11 protein-coding genes, 2 tRNA genes and 2 CRISPR repeat arrays (1 of these 15 cut by a window edge) are annotated in these 18,638 nt (G+C 62.2%); of the genes, 9 read left to right on the forward strand and 4 right to left on the reverse strand.

The genetic code is table 11. From position 1 onward, the window contains the following. Positions 1-1,256: direct repeats of the CRISPR family, unit length 28 nt; unit sequence GTTCACTGCCGGATAGGCAGCTTAGAAA; it begins 272 nt to the left of the window's first position. 120 nt (positions 1,257-1,376) lie between these two features. Beyond that, the gene (locus tag ACUXV1_RS09330) at positions 1,377-1,856 is read left to right on the forward strand and encodes a DUF1203 domain-containing protein (RefSeq protein WP_446015220.1); all 480 of its coding nucleotides are present in this window, start codon (positions 1,377-1,379) and stop codon (positions 1,854-1,856) included. Positions 1,857-2,127: 271 nt separating this feature from the next. On the opposite strand, the gene ACUXV1_RS09335 is transcribed toward ACUXV1_RS09330, so the two are convergent. Together ACUXV1_RS09335 and ACUXV1_RS09340 are read right to left on the reverse strand one after the other, a co-directional pair. Beyond that, the gene (locus ACUXV1_RS09335; RefSeq protein WP_446015222.1) at positions 2,128-6,012 is read right to left on the reverse strand and encodes an amino acid adenylation domain-containing protein; all 3,885 of its coding nucleotides are present in this window, start codon (positions 6,010-6,012) and stop codon (positions 2,128-2,130) included. Between the two features lie 120 nt (positions 6,013-6,132). Continuing rightward, entirely contained in the window at positions 6,133-6,579 is a 447-nt protein-coding gene (locus ACUXV1_RS09340) for a hypothetical protein (RefSeq protein ID WP_446015224.1), read from the reverse strand. Between the two features lie 360 nt (positions 6,580-6,939). Between ACUXV1_RS09340 and csy1 the strand changes: the two genes are divergently transcribed. The 5 genes from csy1 to ACUXV1_RS09365 all read left to right on the forward strand — a co-directional run bounded on the left by csy1 (position 6,940) and on the right by ACUXV1_RS09365 (position 15,315). Further along, entirely contained in the window at positions 6,940-8,283 is a 1,344-nt protein-coding gene (gene csy1 / locus ACUXV1_RS09345) for a type I-F CRISPR-associated protein Csy1 (protein WP_194427648.1), read from the forward strand. Then, positions 8,280-9,278, forward strand: a complete 999-nt coding sequence (gene csy2 / locus ACUXV1_RS09350) for a type I-F CRISPR-associated protein Csy2 (protein WP_446015226.1) — start codon at positions 8,280-8,282, stop codon at positions 9,276-9,278. The genes csy1 and csy2 overlap by 4 nt, the downstream gene beginning before the upstream one ends. 12 nt (positions 9,279-9,290) lie before the next feature. Further along, positions 9,291-10,328: a type I-F CRISPR-associated protein Csy3 gene (gene csy3, locus ACUXV1_RS09355; protein ID WP_446015227.1), complete on the forward strand. Its 1,038-nt coding sequence runs from the start codon at positions 9,291-9,293 to the stop codon at positions 10,326-10,328. A 3-nt stretch (positions 10,329-10,331) separates the two neighbouring features. Then, on the forward strand, positions 10,332-10,889 hold the full coding sequence (gene cas6f / locus ACUXV1_RS09360) for a type I-F CRISPR-associated endoribonuclease Cas6/Csy4 (protein ID WP_114155328.1): 558 nt from the start codon (positions 10,332-10,334) through the stop codon (positions 10,887-10,889). Positions 10,890-11,018: 129 nt separating this feature from the next. Continuing rightward, positions 11,019-12,486: direct repeats of the CRISPR family, unit length 28 nt; unit sequence GTTCTCTGCCGGACAGGCAGCTTAGAAA. A 150-nt stretch (positions 12,487-12,636) separates the two neighbouring features. Then, the gene (locus ACUXV1_RS09365; protein WP_446015228.1) at positions 12,637-15,315 is read left to right on the forward strand and encodes a TonB-dependent receptor plug domain-containing protein; all 2,679 of its coding nucleotides are present in this window, start codon (positions 12,637-12,639) and stop codon (positions 15,313-15,315) included. A gap of 107 nt (positions 15,316-15,422) precedes the next feature. On the opposite strand, the gene ACUXV1_RS09370 is transcribed toward ACUXV1_RS09365, so the two are convergent. Together ACUXV1_RS09370 and ACUXV1_RS09375 are read right to left on the reverse strand one after the other, a co-directional pair. Beyond that, a tRNA-Glu gene (locus ACUXV1_RS09370) sits at positions 15,423-15,497 on the reverse strand. A gap of 6 nt (positions 15,498-15,503) precedes the next feature. Then, positions 15,504-15,580: transfer RNA gene (locus ACUXV1_RS09375), tRNA-Arg, on the reverse strand. Between the two features lie 440 nt (positions 15,581-16,020). On the opposite strand from ACUXV1_RS09375, the gene ACUXV1_RS09380 reads away from it, so the two are divergent. The 3 genes from ACUXV1_RS09380 (at position 16,021) to ACUXV1_RS09390 (ending at position 18,490) form a co-directional block, all read left to right on the forward strand. Continuing rightward, a complete protein-coding gene (locus ACUXV1_RS09380) occupies positions 16,021-16,653 on the forward strand; it encodes a recombinase family protein (RefSeq protein WP_446015229.1) in 633 nt (210 codons plus the stop codon). Positions 16,654-16,714: 61 nt separating this feature from the next. After that, positions 16,715-17,602, forward strand: a complete 888-nt coding sequence (locus ACUXV1_RS09385; RefSeq protein ID WP_446015230.1) for a hypothetical protein — start codon at positions 16,715-16,717, stop codon at positions 17,600-17,602. Positions 17,603-17,791: 189 nt separating this feature from the next. Continuing rightward, positions 17,792-18,490 carry a hypothetical protein gene (locus tag ACUXV1_RS09390; protein ID WP_446015231.1) on the forward strand — a complete coding sequence of 233 codons (699 nt, stop codon included), beginning with the start codon at positions 17,792-17,794 and terminating at the stop codon, positions 18,488-18,490. Positions 18,491-18,638: the final 148 nt, after the last annotated feature.

Here is an 18,638-nt window from a genome sequence, read left to right on the forward strand (position 1 = left end):
ACGGAATGGCGCGCTTGGAAAACCGGCGCGTTCACTGCCGGATAGGCAGCTTAGAAATGATGACAGGCCAAGGACTGCTAATATCTGGCGTTCACTGCCGGATAGGCAGCTTAGAAAGTCTAGGCGCTTGACCACAACGTAATCACCCCGTTCACTGCCGGATAGGCAGCTTAGAAAATTTAATTACCTCCTGAACAACACGCAACCATGTTCACTGCCGGATAGGCAGCTTAGAAACAGGGAAGCGGCTCTCCCGCAGCCGAGGCTGCGTTCACTGCCGGATAGGCAGCTTAGAAATGATGGAGATCCCAAAAACCAGAACGGTACGAGTTCACTGCCGGATAGGCAGCTTAGAAATGACGCTGCCGAAGCCTGATAAGCAAGGCTGGGTTCACTGCCGGATAGGCAGCTTAGAAAGTCCGCAGCAAAATGAATCGCAATCTCCCCTGGTTCACTGCCGGATAGGCAGCTTAGAAAGCTGGCGATCTGGACACAAGCCAGTCCCAAAGGTTCACTGCCGGATAGGCAGCTTAGAAATGCCGGCTATTGGTGGTCAGCGGGTGCGGAAGGTTCACTGCCGGATAGGCAGCTTAGAAATGGCGCAAGGCGCGCATTCACCTGGTTGATGCGTTCACTGCCGGATAGGCAGCTTAGAAAAAGAGAATATCAAAATGGGTTTTTAGTATGCTGTTCACTGCCGGATAGGCAGCTTAGAAAAAGAGAATATCAAAATGGGTTTTTAGTATGCTGTTCACTGCCGGATAGGCAGCTTAGAAAAACGACAAAATGGAATAGACAGACAAAGCCCGGTTCACTGCCGGATAGGCAGCTTAGAAAACCATCGGCGCGCCGCCGTCCGCGGCGTTCAGGTTCACTGCCGGATAGGCAGCTTAGAAATGTTCCATCACGCGCAGATCATCCAACAGCGCGTTCACTGCCGGATAGGCAGCTTAGAAATGGACGGTGCGCTCGTCGAGAAAACGCTGCTTGTTCACTGCCGGATAGGCAGCTTAGAAATGCAAATGAATCTGAACGAATTCCGCGTGGCGGTTCACTGCCGGATAGGCAGCTTAGAAAATCCAGCGCGGTGCCACTCACGCCAGCATTCTGTTCACTGCCGGATAGGCAGCTTAGAAACAGTTCGCGGGCAACAATAGCCAAGCCGTGGCGTTCACTGCCGGATAGGCAGCTTAGAAAAGACTGCAAGCTAGCCGTATTGTCGGGCATGGCTCACGGCCGAATAAGCCGCTTAGAAAACCGAGGCGGGGTCATTCAAGCTGCTATGTATTTGAAGACGAGCACAGCAAGAATCGGGTCGTCCACAAGGGCGCGCCGCCATAGACTTCGAGCATTTCAATGTTACGAAGGAGAGCGACATGGCTTGGCAACTGAAAACCCTTGACCCGGTTTTCGTCGAGCGGGCACGGCACAAAGGAATTGATGCGCTCGGCCAAACCATCCAACGGATGACGGCCGCTGGCGGCGAACCCTTCCGCGACGCGCTGCGCCGCGCCACTCCGGGAGAGGGGCTGATTCTGGCGAGCTACAGCCCATTCCACCAAGCCGGGCCATACCGCGAGTATGGTCCGGTTTTCCTGGCGGCTGAATCACAGCCAGAACCTCTGCCCGAGCTGTCGTCGCTACTGCTCCGCGTCGGTGGGAATGCCTACCTTGGCGACATCGTGGCGCTGCGCGCTTACGGCAAAGAACAGACCATGTTGGAAGCCACATTGCTGCCAACACATCAGGTGGAGGCGATACTGGCGCACTGGGAGACAAGGCCAGAGATCGCTTTCGCTATGCTGCGTTTCCCCGCCCATGGTTGCTATGCGCTGCGACTGAACCGGAGCGAATGAAATAGAACCCATGCCATGCGTGATCGGCCATCTGAAAATCAGCCCTTAGAACCTGCCCAAGGCCTACTGCGCTTCGTGAAGCGTTACACGGTGTGTACAAACTCAAAATGCTTATGTACCCCTCGACCATTCTGCTTTTTCACTTGTTTTCGCCTTGTCTCGCCCTTGCTCGCGAGACTTTGAACAGCCTCTTACGGAGCAATCCGCGCTCAATAAAGCAAAAACGCCGCTCACCCAAGGTGAACGGCGTTTTTTATCAAACCGGCGCGGTTCAAGCCAAGCGCCGCGCCAATTCCTCGCCTATCCTTCGCATCGGTTCCGGATCGCTCATGCCGAAGTGGTCGCAGTCCAGCTCCACGCACTCCAGTTTGCCGCCGAGGAAGGGCTGCCAGTCTTCCGGCTTGGGCGCGTCTTCCGGGTGGACGCCGGCGCGGAACAGCAGCACGTCGCCGTGGTAGCGCGGGGTTTGGCTGTCGCGAAACAACTGCATGCCGTGCAGCGAGGCCTCGCCCAGCCGTTCCAGCGCGGCGCGGCCCAACGGCGCCAGCGGGCTGCCAGGGCGCAGCAGGCGTTGGTAGATCGCCTCATTGTCCAGCGGCTGGCCGTTCTCGTCGGCGTCCACTTCGCCGTTGACGCTGAGCACTGTCACCAGCGCGTCGTGCAATGTCGGTTGCGGCCGGCCCTGCCAGCTGGCGGTTGGGTAGCTGTCCATCAGCGCCGCCAGTTCCACGGTTTCGCCGGCGGCGCGCAGCTGCGCCGCCATCGCCTGCGCCAGTCCGCCGCCCAGGGACCAGCCCAGCAACCGGTACGGCCCTTGCGGCTGGACCTCGCGCACGCGGGCCACGTAGTCCGCCACCATCGCGTCGAAGCTGACCGGCTTCTCGCCGGTGATGCCGGTGGCCTGTAGGCCGTAGATGGCCACGCCGGGCAGGTGTTTAGCCAGACCCAGGTAGCACCAGGACAGGCCTTCCGCCGGATGCAGGCAGAACAGCGCCGGCAGCGCACCGGGCTGGATGGTCAGCAGCGGCGCGAATTCCTGGCCTTCACTAGCGGACGGGGGCCGGTGCGCGGCGGGAGCGCTCAGCGCCTGCGCCAGCGCCGCCACCGTGCTGTGGCTGAATAGCGCGGACACCGCCACTTCGCGGTTCAGGCGCTGCGCCAGCCGGTTGGCCACCTGGATGGCTTGCAGCGATTTGCCGCCGAGTTCGAAGAAGTTGGCGTGCCGGCTGGGCGGGGTGACGCCCAACACTTGCTGCCACACTTCCATCACCTGGCGCTCCAGCGGGCTGGCGTTCTCCGCCGCGGCCGGCGCTTGCGCTTCCATGCCGGCGGCCAGCTGCTTGCGGTCTATCTTGCCGTTGACGTTGCGCGGCAGGCTGTCCAGCCAGCGCCAGTGGTCCGGGATGGCCGCCGCCGGCAGCACTTCGGCCAAACGCGAGCGCATCGTCGCCGGCTCGGTCTCGCCGCCGCTGAGGAAGGCGGCCAGGGTATAGCCGCCGCCGGCCAGCGGCAGGCCCACCACCGCCGCTTCGCGCACGTCCGGGCAGGCCAGCAGCGCGTTTTCGATTTCGGCCGGGTCGATGCGCAGGCCGCTGATTTTCATTTCATGATCCAGCCGGCCCAGAAAGCGCAGTTGGCCGTCGCTCAGGCGCGCGCGGTCGCCGGTGCGGTAGGCGCGCGGTGCGCCGGGCAGGGCGTCCAGGGTGACGAAACGGCGCGCGGTGAGTTCTTCGCGGCCCAGGTAGCCGATGGCCAGCGCCTCGCCCAGCAGGCACAGTTCGCCGTCCTCGCCCTGCGCCACAGGCTGCAGGCGCTCGTCCACGATGACGGCGCGCACGCCGGGGCGCGGCAGGCCGATGGGCACGCTGTCGCTGCCGTCCCACACCGCGCCGGGGCCGGACAGGATGGCGCTGGTGGCGATGATGGAGGCTTCGGTGGGGCCGTAGCTGTTGAGCAGCACGCTGCCCGGCAATAGCGCTTGCCAGCGGCCGGCGCGTTCCGGCAGCGCGGCTTCGCCGCCGATGATGGTCAGCCGCACGCTGGCCAGCTGCGCGGCCAGCTCCGGCTGCAAGGCAAAGGCCAGTTCGTGCCAGAAGGCGGTGGGGAGGTCCAGCACGCTGATGCGCTGGCGCGCCACCGCGGCGGCGAAGGCCGGCATGGATTCCAGCATCGCGTCGGTGCGCAGCACCAGGGTGCCGCCATGGCACAGCGCCAGGAAGATTTCTTCGATGCTGGCGTCAAAATGCAGCGGCGCGAATTGCAGGATGCGTTCGTCGGCGCCGATGCGGTACAGCTGGCCGGCGCTGCTGACGAACTGGGCCAGCGCACCGTGGCTGACCAGCACGCCGTTGGGCTTGCCGGTGGAGCCGGAGGTGTAGAGCAGATAGGCGGCTTGCTCGGCTGCCGGCGCCGGGTCCGCGGCGGCCAGCGCGTCCTGTTGCGGCGGCAGGTCCAGGCACAGCGCCGGCACGTCGCCCAGTAGCGGACGCCAGGCGCTCAGGGTGACGGCCAGCCGAGGCTGCGCGTCGTCCAGCACCATGGCCAGCCGCGTGGGCGGGCCGTGCGGGTCCAGCGGCACATAGCAGCCGCCGGCCCACAGCGTGGCCAGGATGGCGACGATGGCTTCCGGGCTGCGCGGCAGCACGATGGCCACCCGTTCTTCCGCCTGCAGGCCGGCGGCTTGCAAGCGGCCGGCCAGTTGCAGCACGCGCTGCAACAGCGTGCGGTAGGACAGGTGCTCGCCGTCCTGCTCCAGGGCTATCGCATCCGGCCGCGCGGCGGCGGCGGCGCGGATCAGGCTCAGCACCTCCCGCGGTTCGCGCTCCAGCGCCGCGCCGTTCAGCACGCTCAGCGGCGGCAGCTCCGGCAACAGCTCTCTCAGAACGACGTCCGGCGCGCGGCCGGCCCAGGCGTCCAGCCAGGCCAGCAAATCATCGCGCAAGCCGTCCAGCTCCGCCTGCGGGTAGGCGTTGGGGTTGGCTTCCAGGCACAGCCGCCATTCGGTGTTCAACAGGCTGAAATTGATCGACACATCTTCCACCGGGCCGGAGCCCAGCGGCAGCACCCGGCTGTCCAGGCCGGCAAACGGCGCGCGGCGGTCGAAAGGCATCAGGTTCACCACCGCGCCGAACAAGCGCTGCTGGCCGCCCACGCGCGCCAAATCGCCGCGCAACTGCTCGTAGCGGTAACGCTGATGCGGCCGGATCGCGCGCAGGCTGTCCGCCAGCTGGCGGCTCAAGTCCGCCGCGCTCAGGTCTTCGTCCAGCCGCAGACTCAGCGGCGCGATATTCATCGCCATGCACGGCACCGCCAGCGCCGGCGTGCCCAAGCGGTTCATCACCGGCAGGCCCAGGGTCAGCGCGCGGCGGCCGCTGCGCTTGGCCAGCCAGGCGCCCACCGCGGCCAGCAGCCAGGCGCCCCAATCCACGCCGTGCTGTTTGGCCGAAGCCTGCCAGGCGGCGATCTGCGCCGGGCTCAGCCATTGCTCGGCCTTGTTCACCCCGTCCGCCAGCAAGGCGGCGGGCGCCAGCGTGCTGGCCGCCGGTTGCCGACCCTGGCGCTGCAGCCAGAAAGCGCGGTCTTGCGCGCAGGCCTCGCTGGCCTGGTAGTCGTGATCGGCGGCGACGATCTTGTCCAGCGACCAATCCGCCAGCGGCGGCAAGGCTTGCTGCTTGACGCGGGCGCTGTAGCGCGCCGCCAGCGCCTGGCTCAGCAGGCCGTAGGCGAAGCCGTCCAGCGCGATATGGTGGGTCTGCAGATACCACCAGTGCCGCTCCGGCCCCAGCTTCAACACCGCGCCCAGATAGAGTGCGTCCCGTGCTGGATCGCACGGCCGCGCCAATGACTGGGCCACCCAGGCCCGCGCCGCCGCTTCCGGTTCCGCTTCCGCGCTGAAGTCCAGGCAGTGTATCTCCGCCTGCGCGGCCACCGGCCGCTGCCACAGCTGGCTGCCGTCAAACTCGAAGCGCATGTTCAGCGCCGCGCAATTGGCCAGCACCTCGGCGGCGCTCTCGCGCAAGGCGTCCAGATCTAGCGCGCCGCGCAGTTCGGTGGCTTCTGCGGTGAGGTAGCTCGGGTTGTCAGGGGAAAGTTGCTGCCCCATCCAGATGCCGTGCTGTGCGGCGCTGACGGGGAGGCGAGAAGCGGTCAAAGTCATAAAAAGGCGTGCCGTTGCGGTTCCATGCCTGCGCTATGTAGTGCGGGCAGATCAATGAGAGCCGCAATCTTACACCATAAATGGGAATGATTATCAATATTGACTTGATGACCCGTCTGTTCAAGCCTTCTCTACAAAGGCGATGCCGTGGCAGGCGCAGAACGCGCGCAGCGCCGGCCCCAAACGCTTCCGCGCACCATCGCCCACGCTTAGACCGGACAGTCGCACGCTCAGCCACAGTCCCTGCTCGGTTTCAAACGCCAACGCGGTGGGCAGCGCGCTGTGGTGGTAATACAGCCGCGCCGAACGCACCTGGCCCAAGGCGCAATGTCTGGCCGCGCCAAAGCGCCGCGCCACGTATAGCTCGCCATTCTCCACCCAGGCCAGCGCCGCCTGCTTGCGCGCACGCGCCACGCCCAGCCCCAGGCTGGCCACCGCCAATACCGCCACGGCCGAGGACCAGGGCAAATCCACCGCTTGGAAACCTTGGTTCAACAGCAAGGTGGCGGCCGGCGCGCAAGCCAGCGCCAGTTCGCCGGGGGAGTGCTCTACTAGGATGGCATTCATCTACGGTTCGTTTCATTCCATGGGCAAGTGGCGGAATCAAACCTTGCATGGCTGTCTGCGTCAAGCCGCCACACAGCCCACGCCGTTTCCCCAACGGCATGCCTCCTTCTAAACTGAGCCCCTCCACCGCATGATGCAAATCAATTAAATCCAGACCACAGTCCATTCCAATATGATCTCGCCGCAGGCACACTAGTAGACGTCATACCAATCGAATGGGCCTAAAAAACGCCCCCATCCCAATCCCTTGCACAACAGGAGGATCCGCATGTAATGAAACACCGAGCCAAGGCCCCGGCAGCCCAATCGCGCCGGGGCCGCGTAGCTGTTTGTTTCTGACTTTGTGATCCAAGGACAGCCATGCCCCCTACCCTCACGCCCCGCGCCACCGCACTACGCGCCTTGATGGCCGACTTCATCCGGCAACGGCGCGACGACAAGCTGGACAAGCTTGCACCCGACGACGACGCCAAGCGCGAAGCGCTGCTGGCCCAACACCAGCCCGCCGCCTGGCTGGCGGACGCGGCCCGCCGCGCCGGCCAACTGCAAGCCGCCACCCATACCCTTAAAGCCATCCACCCAGACGCCCGCGGCAGCAATCTGTACGCGCCGCCCTCCACCCTGCCGCCGCGCCGCGAAGTGGGCAGCCACTGCCTGGGCGCGGATTTTGCCGACGACGTGGTGGGCAACGCCGCCGCGCTGGATGTGTACAAGTTTCTGAAGCAACAGCACGACGGCCAAAGCCTGCTGGCGCTGGCCTTGGCTCAGGACGCCGACTTGGCCGCCGCGCTCAGCGACAACCCCGAGCAGGCGCAAGCCTGGATCGCCGCCTTCGCCGCGCTAACCGACGCCGGCGCGGCGGCCGCCAGCCACAGCCGCGCCAAGCAAGTGTATTGGCTGGTGGGTTACGAGCCGGCCAAGGACGAGCACTACCACCTGCTGGCTCCGCTTTACCCCAGCGCGCTGGCGCAACGGCTGTACCAAACCATCCAGGAGCACCGCTTCGGCGAAGCCGCCAAGGCCGCGCGCCAGGCCCGCCGCGAACAGCGCGATCACCCGCACGGCTATTGCGATTATCCGCAGCTGGCGGTGCAGAAGCTGGGCGGCACCAAGCCGCAGAATATTTCCCAGCTCAATAGCGAACGCAAGGGCAATAACTATCTACTGGCTTCCTTGCCGCCGCAGTGGCGGAGCCTGGGCCTGAAACCGCCGCTCAATAGCGAGGACGCGCTGCTGCGCTTTGGCCGCCGCAACGATGTGCGCCGGCTGGTCCGCCAACTGCGCGCCTTCCTGGAAAGCCAACCGCGCAAGATCATGGACACCCGCGACCGCCGCGACGAGCTAAGCGACGCGCTGCTGGAGGAACTGCTGCTGTTTGGCAAGGAAATGCACGAAGGCCTGCCGCCCGGCTGGAGCGCGGACACGCGTTGCCGGCTGCCGGAATACCAACAGCTGTGGCTGGACCCTTGGCGCGCCGATACCGACGCGGACTTTGCCGCGCGCTGGCACGGCGAGGACTGGCCGCTGGAAGTGGCCAAGCGCTTCGGCCGCTGGCTGAACCAGCAATTCGACGCCAGCCCGCTGGAGATGGGCGACGCGGAATTCCGCCACTGGGCGCGGGAGCTGGCCGGGGACCTGGGCTGGCAGGCCCAGCACGATCAAACCCGCCGCCAGCTGGCGGCCATGGCCAAGGAGCAAGCATGAGCACCCTGCCCGTGATCACCGGCCTGCTGAGCGTGCCCCGGCTGCGGGTGCAAAACGCCAACGCCATTTCCAGCCCCTTCACTTGGGGCTTTCCGGCCATTACCGCCTTCACCGGCCTGGCCCAGGCGCTGGAGCGCAAGCTGGCCGGCAGCCTGGATTTGCAGTTCGAGGCGGTGGGCGTGGTCTGCCACCATTACCAGGCGCAGACCAGCGGCGCTTACACCCAGGGCTTCCACCTCAGCCGCAACCCGGTGGACAAGGACGGCGCCACCGCCGCCATCGTGGAGGAAGGCCGCATTCATCTGGACATTAGCCTGCTGTTCGGCCTCACCGGCGAAGCGCTGGCCGCACCCAAGGAACAGCTGCCGGAACTGGCGCGGCAGGTGGCTGACACCCTGCACGGCATGCGCATGGCCGGCGGCAGCCTGACGCCGCCGCTGCCCGGCCGCCGCCGTCCCGCGCCGCAGTTGATGACCTTGAGCGAGAACGAGACGGAACGACGCGAGCAATTCCGCCAATTGCGACGCAGCCTGCTGCCCGGCTTTGCGCTGGTATCCCGCGACGACCTGCTGCAAAGCCACCTGGCCGCCCTGCGCGCCAGCCAACCGCAGACAGACCTCTTCGACGCCTGGCTGGACCTGTCCCGCATCAACCACGCGCCGCACTGGCAGGAACACGCGGACCCGGCCGGCGGCGAGCCGCGCCGCACGCTGGAATGGCGCAGCCAACGCGGCCACAGCCAGGGCTGGACCGTGCCGATGCCAGTGGGCTACGGCGCGCTGTCCCCGCTCTACCCGGCCGGCAGCGTGGCCAACGCCCGCGACGCGCATACGCCGTTCCGCTTTGTGGAAAGCCTGTATTCGCTGGGCGAATGGGTCAGCCCACACCGGCTGCACGATGTCGCCCAGTTGCTGTGGTACGCCGACGACGACACCGCCAGCGGCTTGTACCGCTGCCGCAATGATTACGCCGCCACCTTGGAAATAGAAGACTAGAAAGGAAGCCTCATGAGCACCGCACCGCTGAAAACCGCTACCGTATTGGCCTTTGAACGCAAGCTGGACCCGTCCGACGCCTTGTTCCACGCCGGCGACTGGCAACAGCGCGAGCAGCACGCCGGCTGGGAGCCGGTTCTTGTTGTTCCCAAATCCGTGCGCGGCACCATTTCCAACCGCCTGAAAACCAAAGACCAGGACCCGGCCAAGCTGGACGCGCAGATTGAAAACCCCAATCTGCAAACCGTGGATGTGGCCGCACTGCCGCACCATGCGGACACCTTGAAAGTCAGCTTCACGCTGCGGGTATTGGGCAATGTCGGCGCGCCGTCCGCCTGCAACGACAGCGCCTACCAGGCCAAGCTGCGCGCCACCGTGGCCGGCTATGTGCAAGCCTACGGCTTTGCCGAGCTGGCGCGCCGCTATGCCTGCAACCTGGCCAACGGCCGCTTCCTGTGGCGCAACCGCGTGGGCGCAGAGCAGGTGGAGGTGCGGGTGGCGCTGCTGGAGCAAGGCCAGCCGGCGCAGCAATGGCAATTCGACGCGCTGGCGCTGTCCCTGCGCCACTTCGACCCCGGCAGCCAGGCCGCCGCGCTGGAACAACTGGCCGCAGCCATCGCCGCCGGCCTGGCTGGTCAGCGCCATCTGCTGCTGCAAATCACCGCCTTTGCACGGCTGGGCGCCGGCCAGGAGGTGTTCCCCTCGCAGGAGCTGATTCTGGACCGTGGCCGCGGCGACAAGAGCAAAACCCTGTACGCCATTGAGCAAGGGGCGCTGAAGATTGCCGCCATCCACTCGCAGAAACTGGGCAACGCCATCCGCACCATAGACGACTGGCACCCGGAAGCCGAGCAACTCGGCCCCATCGCGGTGGAGCCCTACGGCTCGGTCACCACGCTGGGCAAGGCCTGCCGCCAGCCCAAGGCCAAGTCCGACTTCTACACCCTGCTGGACAACTGGGTACTGAAAGACCAGGCTCCGTCGCAGCATGACCAGCACTTTGTGCTGGCCACGCTGATCCGCGGCGGCGTGTTCGGCGCGGCGGAGTAAGCCATGGATCATTACCTGGACATCCGGCTGCGCCCGGACCCGGAGTTTGCGCCCACGCTGCTGATGAACGCGCTGTTCGCCAAGCTGCACCGCGCGCTGAGCGAGCAAGGCCGCGACGACATCGGCGTCAGTTTCCCGCGCGCGGCCCCGGCCGCCGCGCTGGGCGACACCCTGCGCCTGCACGGCGGCCACGCCGCCTTGCAGCGGCTGATGGCCGGCGACTGGCTCAGCGGCATGCGCGACCACATCGCGCTGGCCGCCATCCAGCTGGTGCCGCCTCAGGCGGAAGCCTGGCAGGTGCGGCGCAAGCAGGCCAAGACCAATCCGGACAAGGAACGCCGCCGGCTGGTGCGGCGGCTGGGCATCAGCGCGGAAGAAGCCGCGCAGCGCTTCCCGGACAGCGCCGCCCGCCGGCTAACCCTGCCCTTCCTCACCCTCAACAGCGCCAGCACCGGCCAGCGCTATCAGTTGCACATCGAGCAACGCCCGGCCCCAGCCACCCGCAGCGGCCGCTTCAACACCTTCGGCCTCAGCCCCGACGCCACCGTGCCGTGGTTCTAACCCTTTTTTTCGCGCCCCGCCGCCAAGCCTTTTAAATCAATGTCTTGGCGCGGGGCGGGATAAAAGGGTTTTTATTGGGGAAAGCGATGCTTTCCCCGGCTGGCGCGGGTTTGCGGGAGAAAGGGTCTAGTTCTCTGCCGGACAGGCAGCTTAGAAAGTCCGAGTATGCCGCCGCTACGTCTTCGGTTTGTTCTCTGCCGGACAGGCAGCTTAGAAAACAACGACAAATACTTGTACCGGCGAAGGCTCGTTCTCTGCCGGACAGGCAGCTTAGAAATGGCTGTGGGCGACTGTTAACAACTTTGTCAAGTTCTCTGCCGGACAGGCAGCTTAGAAAGCGCAGGTACTGAGCGATGGTGTTCCTGTGAAGTTCTCTGCCGGACAGGCAGCTTAGAAAACGGCGGCAAAAGCCAGAAGGGCACAATGATGGTTCTCTGCCGGACAGGCAGCTTAGAAACTCAGCCGTTCTGCCGCCTCGCGCCGCATCCCGTTCTCTGCCGGACAGGCAGCTTAGAAATCAATCAAAGTTTTGCGTTCTTTGGTTTCCACGTTCTCTGCCGGACAGGCAGCTTAGAAATGGTTGGTTGTTCATACGCCGGAAGGTCCACGGTTCTCTGCCGGACAGGCAGCTTAGAAAAGCCACCAGCCGAAATAGTGCGGGTGTCCGCCGTTCTCTGCCGGACAGGCAGCTTAGAAAATGCCAAGGGTTTCGCGCAGCACCGGGCAATCGTTCTCTGCCGGACAGGCAGCTTAGAAAAATCGGGATCGGTAGGCCCTGCGCACTGGTCTGTTCTCTGCCGGACAGGCAGCTTAGAAATTAGAATCTGCGGCTGTTGCGAAACGCCCGCCGTTCTCTGCCGGATAGGCAGCTTAGAAATAGGGGCCCCATGCGGGCGTTTTGTGCCCGCCGTTCTCTGCCGGATAGGTAGCTTAGAAAGAACCAGCCACTGGGTCTGTGCGCTTCTATGGGTTCTCTGCCGGATAGGCAGCTTAGAAAATATCAAAATAACGACCGAGGCGTAGGGCGGTGTTCTCTGCCGGATAGGCAGCTTAGAAAAAGATACACAGTGCGCTTTGCCGCCTCAGATTGTTCTCTGCCGGATAGGCAGCTTAGAAAATAGGGCTGATACCAAGCCGGGAATGCGATTGGTTCTCTGCCGGATAGGCAGCTTAGAAATCGAAAGATAGGGCGGATGCTAACGCGGTATTGTTCTCTGCCGGATAGGCAGCTTAGAAAATCCTGGCCAGGCGTTATTCTGCGCATGAGCGGTTCTCTGCCGGATAGGCAGCTTAGAAAAAGCCATGGCCGGACAAACACGATAGAGAGATGTTCTCTGCCGGATAGGCAGCTTAGAAATTCACGAAGCTGACCCGTGTGCCGGCGCTCATGTTCTCTGCCGGATAGGCAGCTTAGAAACAGACCGGGTGGCGTTCGGCATCAAACACAGGGTTCTCTGCCGGATAGGCAGCTTAGAAATCGATGGTGGCTCGTTTGGCAGTGAGCTTCTTGTTCTCTGCCGGATAGGCAGCTTAGAAATGGGGGGCCAGTCCGTGGTAACGGCTCTGTCAGTTCACTGCCGGCTAGGCCGCCTAGAAAGGCTCCCCAACCCCTCCCCCGCAATCCTTCCAATCACATTATTCTCAATTTGAATAACAATCTAATTTTCCAGATTTTTAACATATATGCAATCGTGCTAGATTTTGTTTTCCAAAATCAAGAAAGGGCCGGCCCTGCCGGCGTTCCACGATGGCATATCCACATTTCACTCTCTCCGCGCTGGCGCTGGCCTTGGCAGGGCAAGCCTTGCCGGTGCTGGCCAGCGACGGCAACACGCTGGACAGCGTCACTATCACCGGTTCGCGCATTGCGCGCGCCGGCAAGGAAGGCGCCACCGGGGTCACGGTGTTGACCGGGGCCGATATCGAAAAACAGGGTTATACCAATGTTTACGACGCGCTGAACAATCTGGCACAGAACACCGGCTTCACTCAGGGCGCGGATTTCGGGAATACCTTCACCCCGGCCGCCAACGCCATCAGCCTGCGCGGACTGGGCCCCAACCATACGCTGACCTTGCTCAACGGCCGCCGCATCGCCGATTACCCGGTGGCTTACGAGGGTTCGGTCAACTTCGTCAATCTGGCCAATATCCCGGCGGCGATGATTGAGCGCATCGAGGTGCTCAACGGCGGCGCGTCGGCGATTTACGGCTCCGACGCCATTGCCGGCGTGGTCAATGTGATCCTGAAGAAGAAGGCCGACGGCACCACGGTCAACGTCAAGGCCGGCGGCAGCGAGCATCACGGCGGCGAAAACCTGCGCCTGCAGCTGAGCGGCGGCAAGAGTTGGGACAAGCTGAACCTGGTCTACGCGCTGGAGTTAAGCCAGCGCAACCCGATCTGGTCGCGCCAGCGCGGCTTCATGGCGGACAATACCGTCAACGGCGCGGCCCCCACCACGGTGTGGTCTCAGAAAGATGTGAAGACCGGCAAATTCATTGATCCCGGCTCGACTTGCGGCGACCTGGGCGGGCTGTACGCCGGCAGCGTACGCGCTTACCGCACCAGCAAGACCAATGTCTGCGCCAGCCCGCTGGCCAAGGCCTCGTACTGGACGGTTCAGACCGCCAACCAAAGCCAAAACGGTTATCTGAGCCTGAACTACGCGCTCAACGATCATCTTGAGCTCTTTGGCGACGCGCTGCTGGCCTTCAATCACAGCGAGAACAACACCCGCGGCCCCAGCTGGACCTCCGCCGGCGGCAACGGCGGCTATTTCCTGAACCAGAACAGCGGCCGCTACGAGGCCTGGACCCGGCTGCTGTCGCCGGAGGAGATGGGCGGTGCCAGCCGTTACAACCGCAAGTGGGACGATGTGGCGGCCAACCTGACGTTCGGCCTGCGCGGCGCGGTGCCGGACAGCAGCTGGAGTTATGAAGCCGCTTACAACGCGTCGATCTACACCAGCCAGAACATCGCGCCGCGGCTGCTGGCCAATGCGGACAGCTTCTTCCTGGGCCAGCAGCAGGGCGTGGACGCCAAGGGCGTGCCGATTTACGCTCCGTCGGCCGGGCCGTTCAACCGCCGGCTGACGCAGGCGGAGTTCGACAGCATCGCCGGGCGCTCGGTGAGCCAGAACAAGTCCTGGCTGCAGGCGCTGAGCCTGAGCGGCAGCGGCGAGTTGTTCAAGCTGCCGGCCGGCGCGGTGAAGCTGGCCGGCACGCTGGAATGGGGCAGCCAGGGCTTCAGCAACGATCCGGACCCATTGATCAACCAGGGCGCCTTCTACAACACCTCGCCGGCCGTGCACGCCGGCGGCACCCGCTCGCGTCAGGCGGCGGGCAGCGAACTGTACATCCCGGTGTTCAAGCAGTTGAACCTGACCCTGTCCGGCCGCTACGACCGCTACCAACTGCCGGACAGCAGCGCGGGCAAGTTCACTTACGGCGCCGGCCTGGAATTCCGGCCCCTGAACACGCTGCTGCTGCGCGGCAGTTACGCCACCAGCTTCCGCGCGCCGGACATGAATTACCTGTTCCTGACCCAGAGCCGCGGTTATTACTCGTCCAGCACCGATTACTGGCGCTGCGCCCAGGCCGGCCAACCGCTGGCCAGCTGCGACTACAAAAGCATGTCGCCCGGCGCGGATTACGTGAAGAACGGCAACGCGACGTTGAAGCCGGAAAACGGCAAATCCTACGGTTTCGGCTTTGTGTGGTCGCCCAGCAGCAGCGCGGATATTTCGGTGGATTACTGGGATATCGCCATCAACGATCTAGTCACCGACCTGAGCGGCGACAAACTGCTGCGCGACGAGGCGCTGTGCCGCGCCGGCATGCTGGACGCGTCATCCCAGCTGTGCCAGGACACATTGCGCCGGGTGCAGCGCAATCCAGCCAATGCCTTGATCAATCCGGGCGCGATCAAGCAGATCATCGTCAACCCGATCAACGCGGCCAGCGAGCACACCAGCGGTTTCGACATCGCAGGCAAGCTGCGCTGGAAAACCGCCAACTGGGGCGGCTTCCTGCTGAAAGCCAATTACACCAAGGTGTTGAAGCACACTTACCAGCAGTTTGCCGGCGATGCGGAAAAGAATATGTTGAACGATCCGGAAAACACCGATTGGCCGGACAAGCTGGATACCAGCCTGACCTGGGACATTGGCCCGTGGTCGTCCACCGTGCTGCTGACCCGCTACGGCAAGATTCCCAAGGCCAGCGGCAACGGCAATCTCACGCCCACGGTCTTGGCCAATTTCAGCACTCAGTACCAGTGGAACAAGCGGACGTCGGTGGGGCTTATCGTCAACAATGTGCTGGACACCATCAAGCGCGACGACACCAGCGGCTGGCCTTACTACCCGGTGGGCAGTTATCTGCCCTATGGCCGCCAGTGGTGGGTTGAGTTGAACCACAAGTTCTGAGCCAGACGGCCTGCGCCGATCCGCGCGGGCGGCCTGCCGCCGCCTGCGCTCAAAGCAACGGCGCAATGCAAAAAGCCCATCGCTTGCGCGATGGGCTTTTCTGAATCTGGCGTCCCCACGGGGAATCGAACCCCGGCTACCGCCGTGAAAGGGCGGTGTTCTAACCGCTAAACTATAGGGACATCAAGTGGCGCACCCGGAGCGATTCGAACGCCCGACCCTCTGGTTCGTAGCCAGATACTCTATCCAACTGAGCTACGGGTGCGCTGACTGGCGGAGAAAGAGGGAATCACTAAAACACCCACTTACAAAGTGCCAAACCCTTGAAGTTTCAAGCAACAGTGCCTGCTGCGTTGTCGATCAAGAGGTGCAAATTATGGGACCTTTATGGGACCTTTGTCAACATCCTGTTCTGAGTTTTTTTCCAAAATCAGCAAAACAGCAAAAATTTTCGCGAGGCGGTGTCTGATTCAACAAAGCCCGCAATTCCCCCTATCCGGCCTAGCTCTGCCACTCTCCCCACAATTCTCATTTTCATGGTTCATCTTGGGTATACCTCACGACAACCAACAAGATGGGTCAATTTAGACGGTGCATGAACACCGTTATTGGATGTGTCGTGAACCACTTGATCGTTGACCATTCGTTGTGTACCATTTGCAATATTGATAGCGACTGCACGCACCCAAATAGGAGAACCACACCATGTTCATCCGTGCCTATCTTCGCGCCAGTACCAAGGAACAAGATGCCACGCGAGCCAAACAACAACTGACTGACTTTGCGCAGGAACGCAGGCGGAAGATTGCCTGCTACTACACGGAGAACGAGTCTGGAGCCACGCTCAAGCGCCCAGAACTGATGAAGCTGATCGATGAAGCGCATGAAGGCGATGTGCTGCTGGTGGAGCAGGTAGACCGCCTCAGCCGCTTGAGCGAAGCCGATTGGGCCAAGCTGCGAGCCATCATCGACAGCAAGGGCTTAGTGATTGTCGCGCTGGACCTGCCAACCAGCTGGAATGCCCTGCAAGCGCAGGAGAGCGACACCTTCACGCGGCAGATGTTGAAGGCGGTGAACGGCATGTTACTGGACATGCTGGCAGCCATCGCACGCAAGGACTACGAGAACCGCAGGCAACGGCAAGCACAGGGTGTACAGAAAGCCAAGGCCGAGGGGAAGTACAAAGGCCAAGCCCCGGACACGGAGAAGCGCGAGCGAGTGCGCAGGCTACTGGGTGAGGGCAAGAGCTGGAACGATATTGTGAGCCTGACGGGCATTAGTCGTGGATTGGTGGCGAAGGTAGCCAAGGAACTCAGGCAGGTGCAACCGGGCCAGTAAGCCGCTTTCAGGGCCTCAGAGGGCCTTGGATAGCTCAACACAGCAACCAAGAGACAAGACGATGACGAAGGACGTAGAGGCCCTGCTAGGCCCCAAGAAGCGCATTCGATTGAACCTGATCGATATGGACGAGGATCAGTTCCAGATTCGGGACTTTGGGGCGAATAGTGACTACATCAGCGCCAGATCACAGGAGTATCGAAGCGCCGATACCGTGAAGCGGATGCTGGAGAAGCTGAACGAGCAAGGGCGAGCGTACAGGCTTGACCCTGTCTACGTAATAGCAAAGACGGACGGCCGGTATGTGGTTGTGGATGGACATCATCGGTATGAAGCCTACACGCTCTGTAATTGGGCCAAGAGGCAAGACTACTCCATTCCTGTTCGAGAGTTTGCAGGAACGCCCCAAGAAGCCCGACTACTGGCCCTGAAGACCGGACAGAAGGCACGAATGCAGATGAGCCGGTCAGAAGAGATTGAAGCGGCTTGGCGGCAGATCATCGACTCGCCAGAAGCCTTGAAGGGTGCAAGCGTGCGGGAGCTGTCCACAACCTTGGGTATCTCGAAATCTCTCGTCAGCCTGATGAAGAAGCGGCTGGATGAACTCCGTCAGAAAGACACCCAAGACTTTCCCAGATGGAAGGAAGTAGCCGGTAGAGATTGGGACGCGTACACCAAGGATGATGGCGACTCAGAAGAACGAAGACTGAAGCAGATCGAAAGGGCCAAGCAGAAAGCCCGTAAAGCCATCCGGCTACACCTGCCGGGGATGTTGAACGATCCCGCGTTCTGGTCAGTACTCCGGGAGGAGGCCGAGCATTTGGGCGTGGAAGTCAGCTGGAGAATGGAAGACCTGAACAATTACGAATGGGATCAACGCCAAGCAGCCGAAGAAGGACATGAAGGGGAGAAAGCCCTTGAGGACATGTACGAGCAGATGGGCTACTGACGCCGCTTATGGACTGGTTTCAGGGCACTATCCGAGGCTTGAAAAGTTTGGAGCAGCCTCAAACATTTCACACGAACACATATGCAACAAGCTATTGATTTTTTTAATTTATCAAGAGATTGATAGCCAGATGAAGATGTCCATAAAGCAAGCCGAAAAGACAGGATATAAGGAAAGGGGAACAACCAGATGAGCAAGCTCCAGAAGCGGCACCAGCGAGCAGAGTACATCGCGGCTAGAGCCAAACAGACCGACGAACACCAGAGATGCAAAGCGCCGATGTGTACTAGGCTCACCCGCGCAGCAGTTGGCGATGGAGTGGGCAAGCACTACTGCAAGATGCACGAACAACGCCTCATGCGGCACGGCAGTGCGATCAAGGACAGCTACCGTGCACCGGACCTGAACAGATACACCAAACGGACTTACGAATGGCTGAAGGCGAATCAAAACCATCCAGTAGCACAAGGGGCCAAGGCGAAGCTAGATCGGACATTGCGAGAGGCAGGACACTACGAGTCGCAAGCCAACGTCCCATACAAGACCCCTGCCGAGAAAGCCCGTATGGCATGGATGCGGATCAGGGTAAAGCAACTAGAACCCGAACTGGTGTTAGCGCGACTGATAGCCGTGGACGCGATGCTGAAGGTTGATCCACCATTAAGCAGTGAGGCGGAGCAGTACAGGTTGTGGCAGCTTGGCAAAGTTGCCCACCGCATGGCGGGAGGATATCACCGAAGAGTGGTAATGCCCGGACAGAAGCATTGGAAGTTTTTCCAGAGTTCGGGCCGTGTGCTGAAACATTTAGGCGAACAGGCTGCAAAGACCATAGCAGCGTTAGCGGCCCTATATAGGTTACAGGACGGCAAGAACAAAGACCACTCCTGACGAAAGAGAGGTGTACAAAGAATTCGAATACAGACAGGTACCGTCTGAATAAGTCCGAAAATTTTAAGACTCAAACCTGATCTTATGACTTACAGGGCAATGAGCCTTTTGAAAAATTTATTCAGACAATTTCTAGCACACTTAAGCT

It is taken from the genome of Chromobacterium sp. W521 (assembly GCF_052805975.1).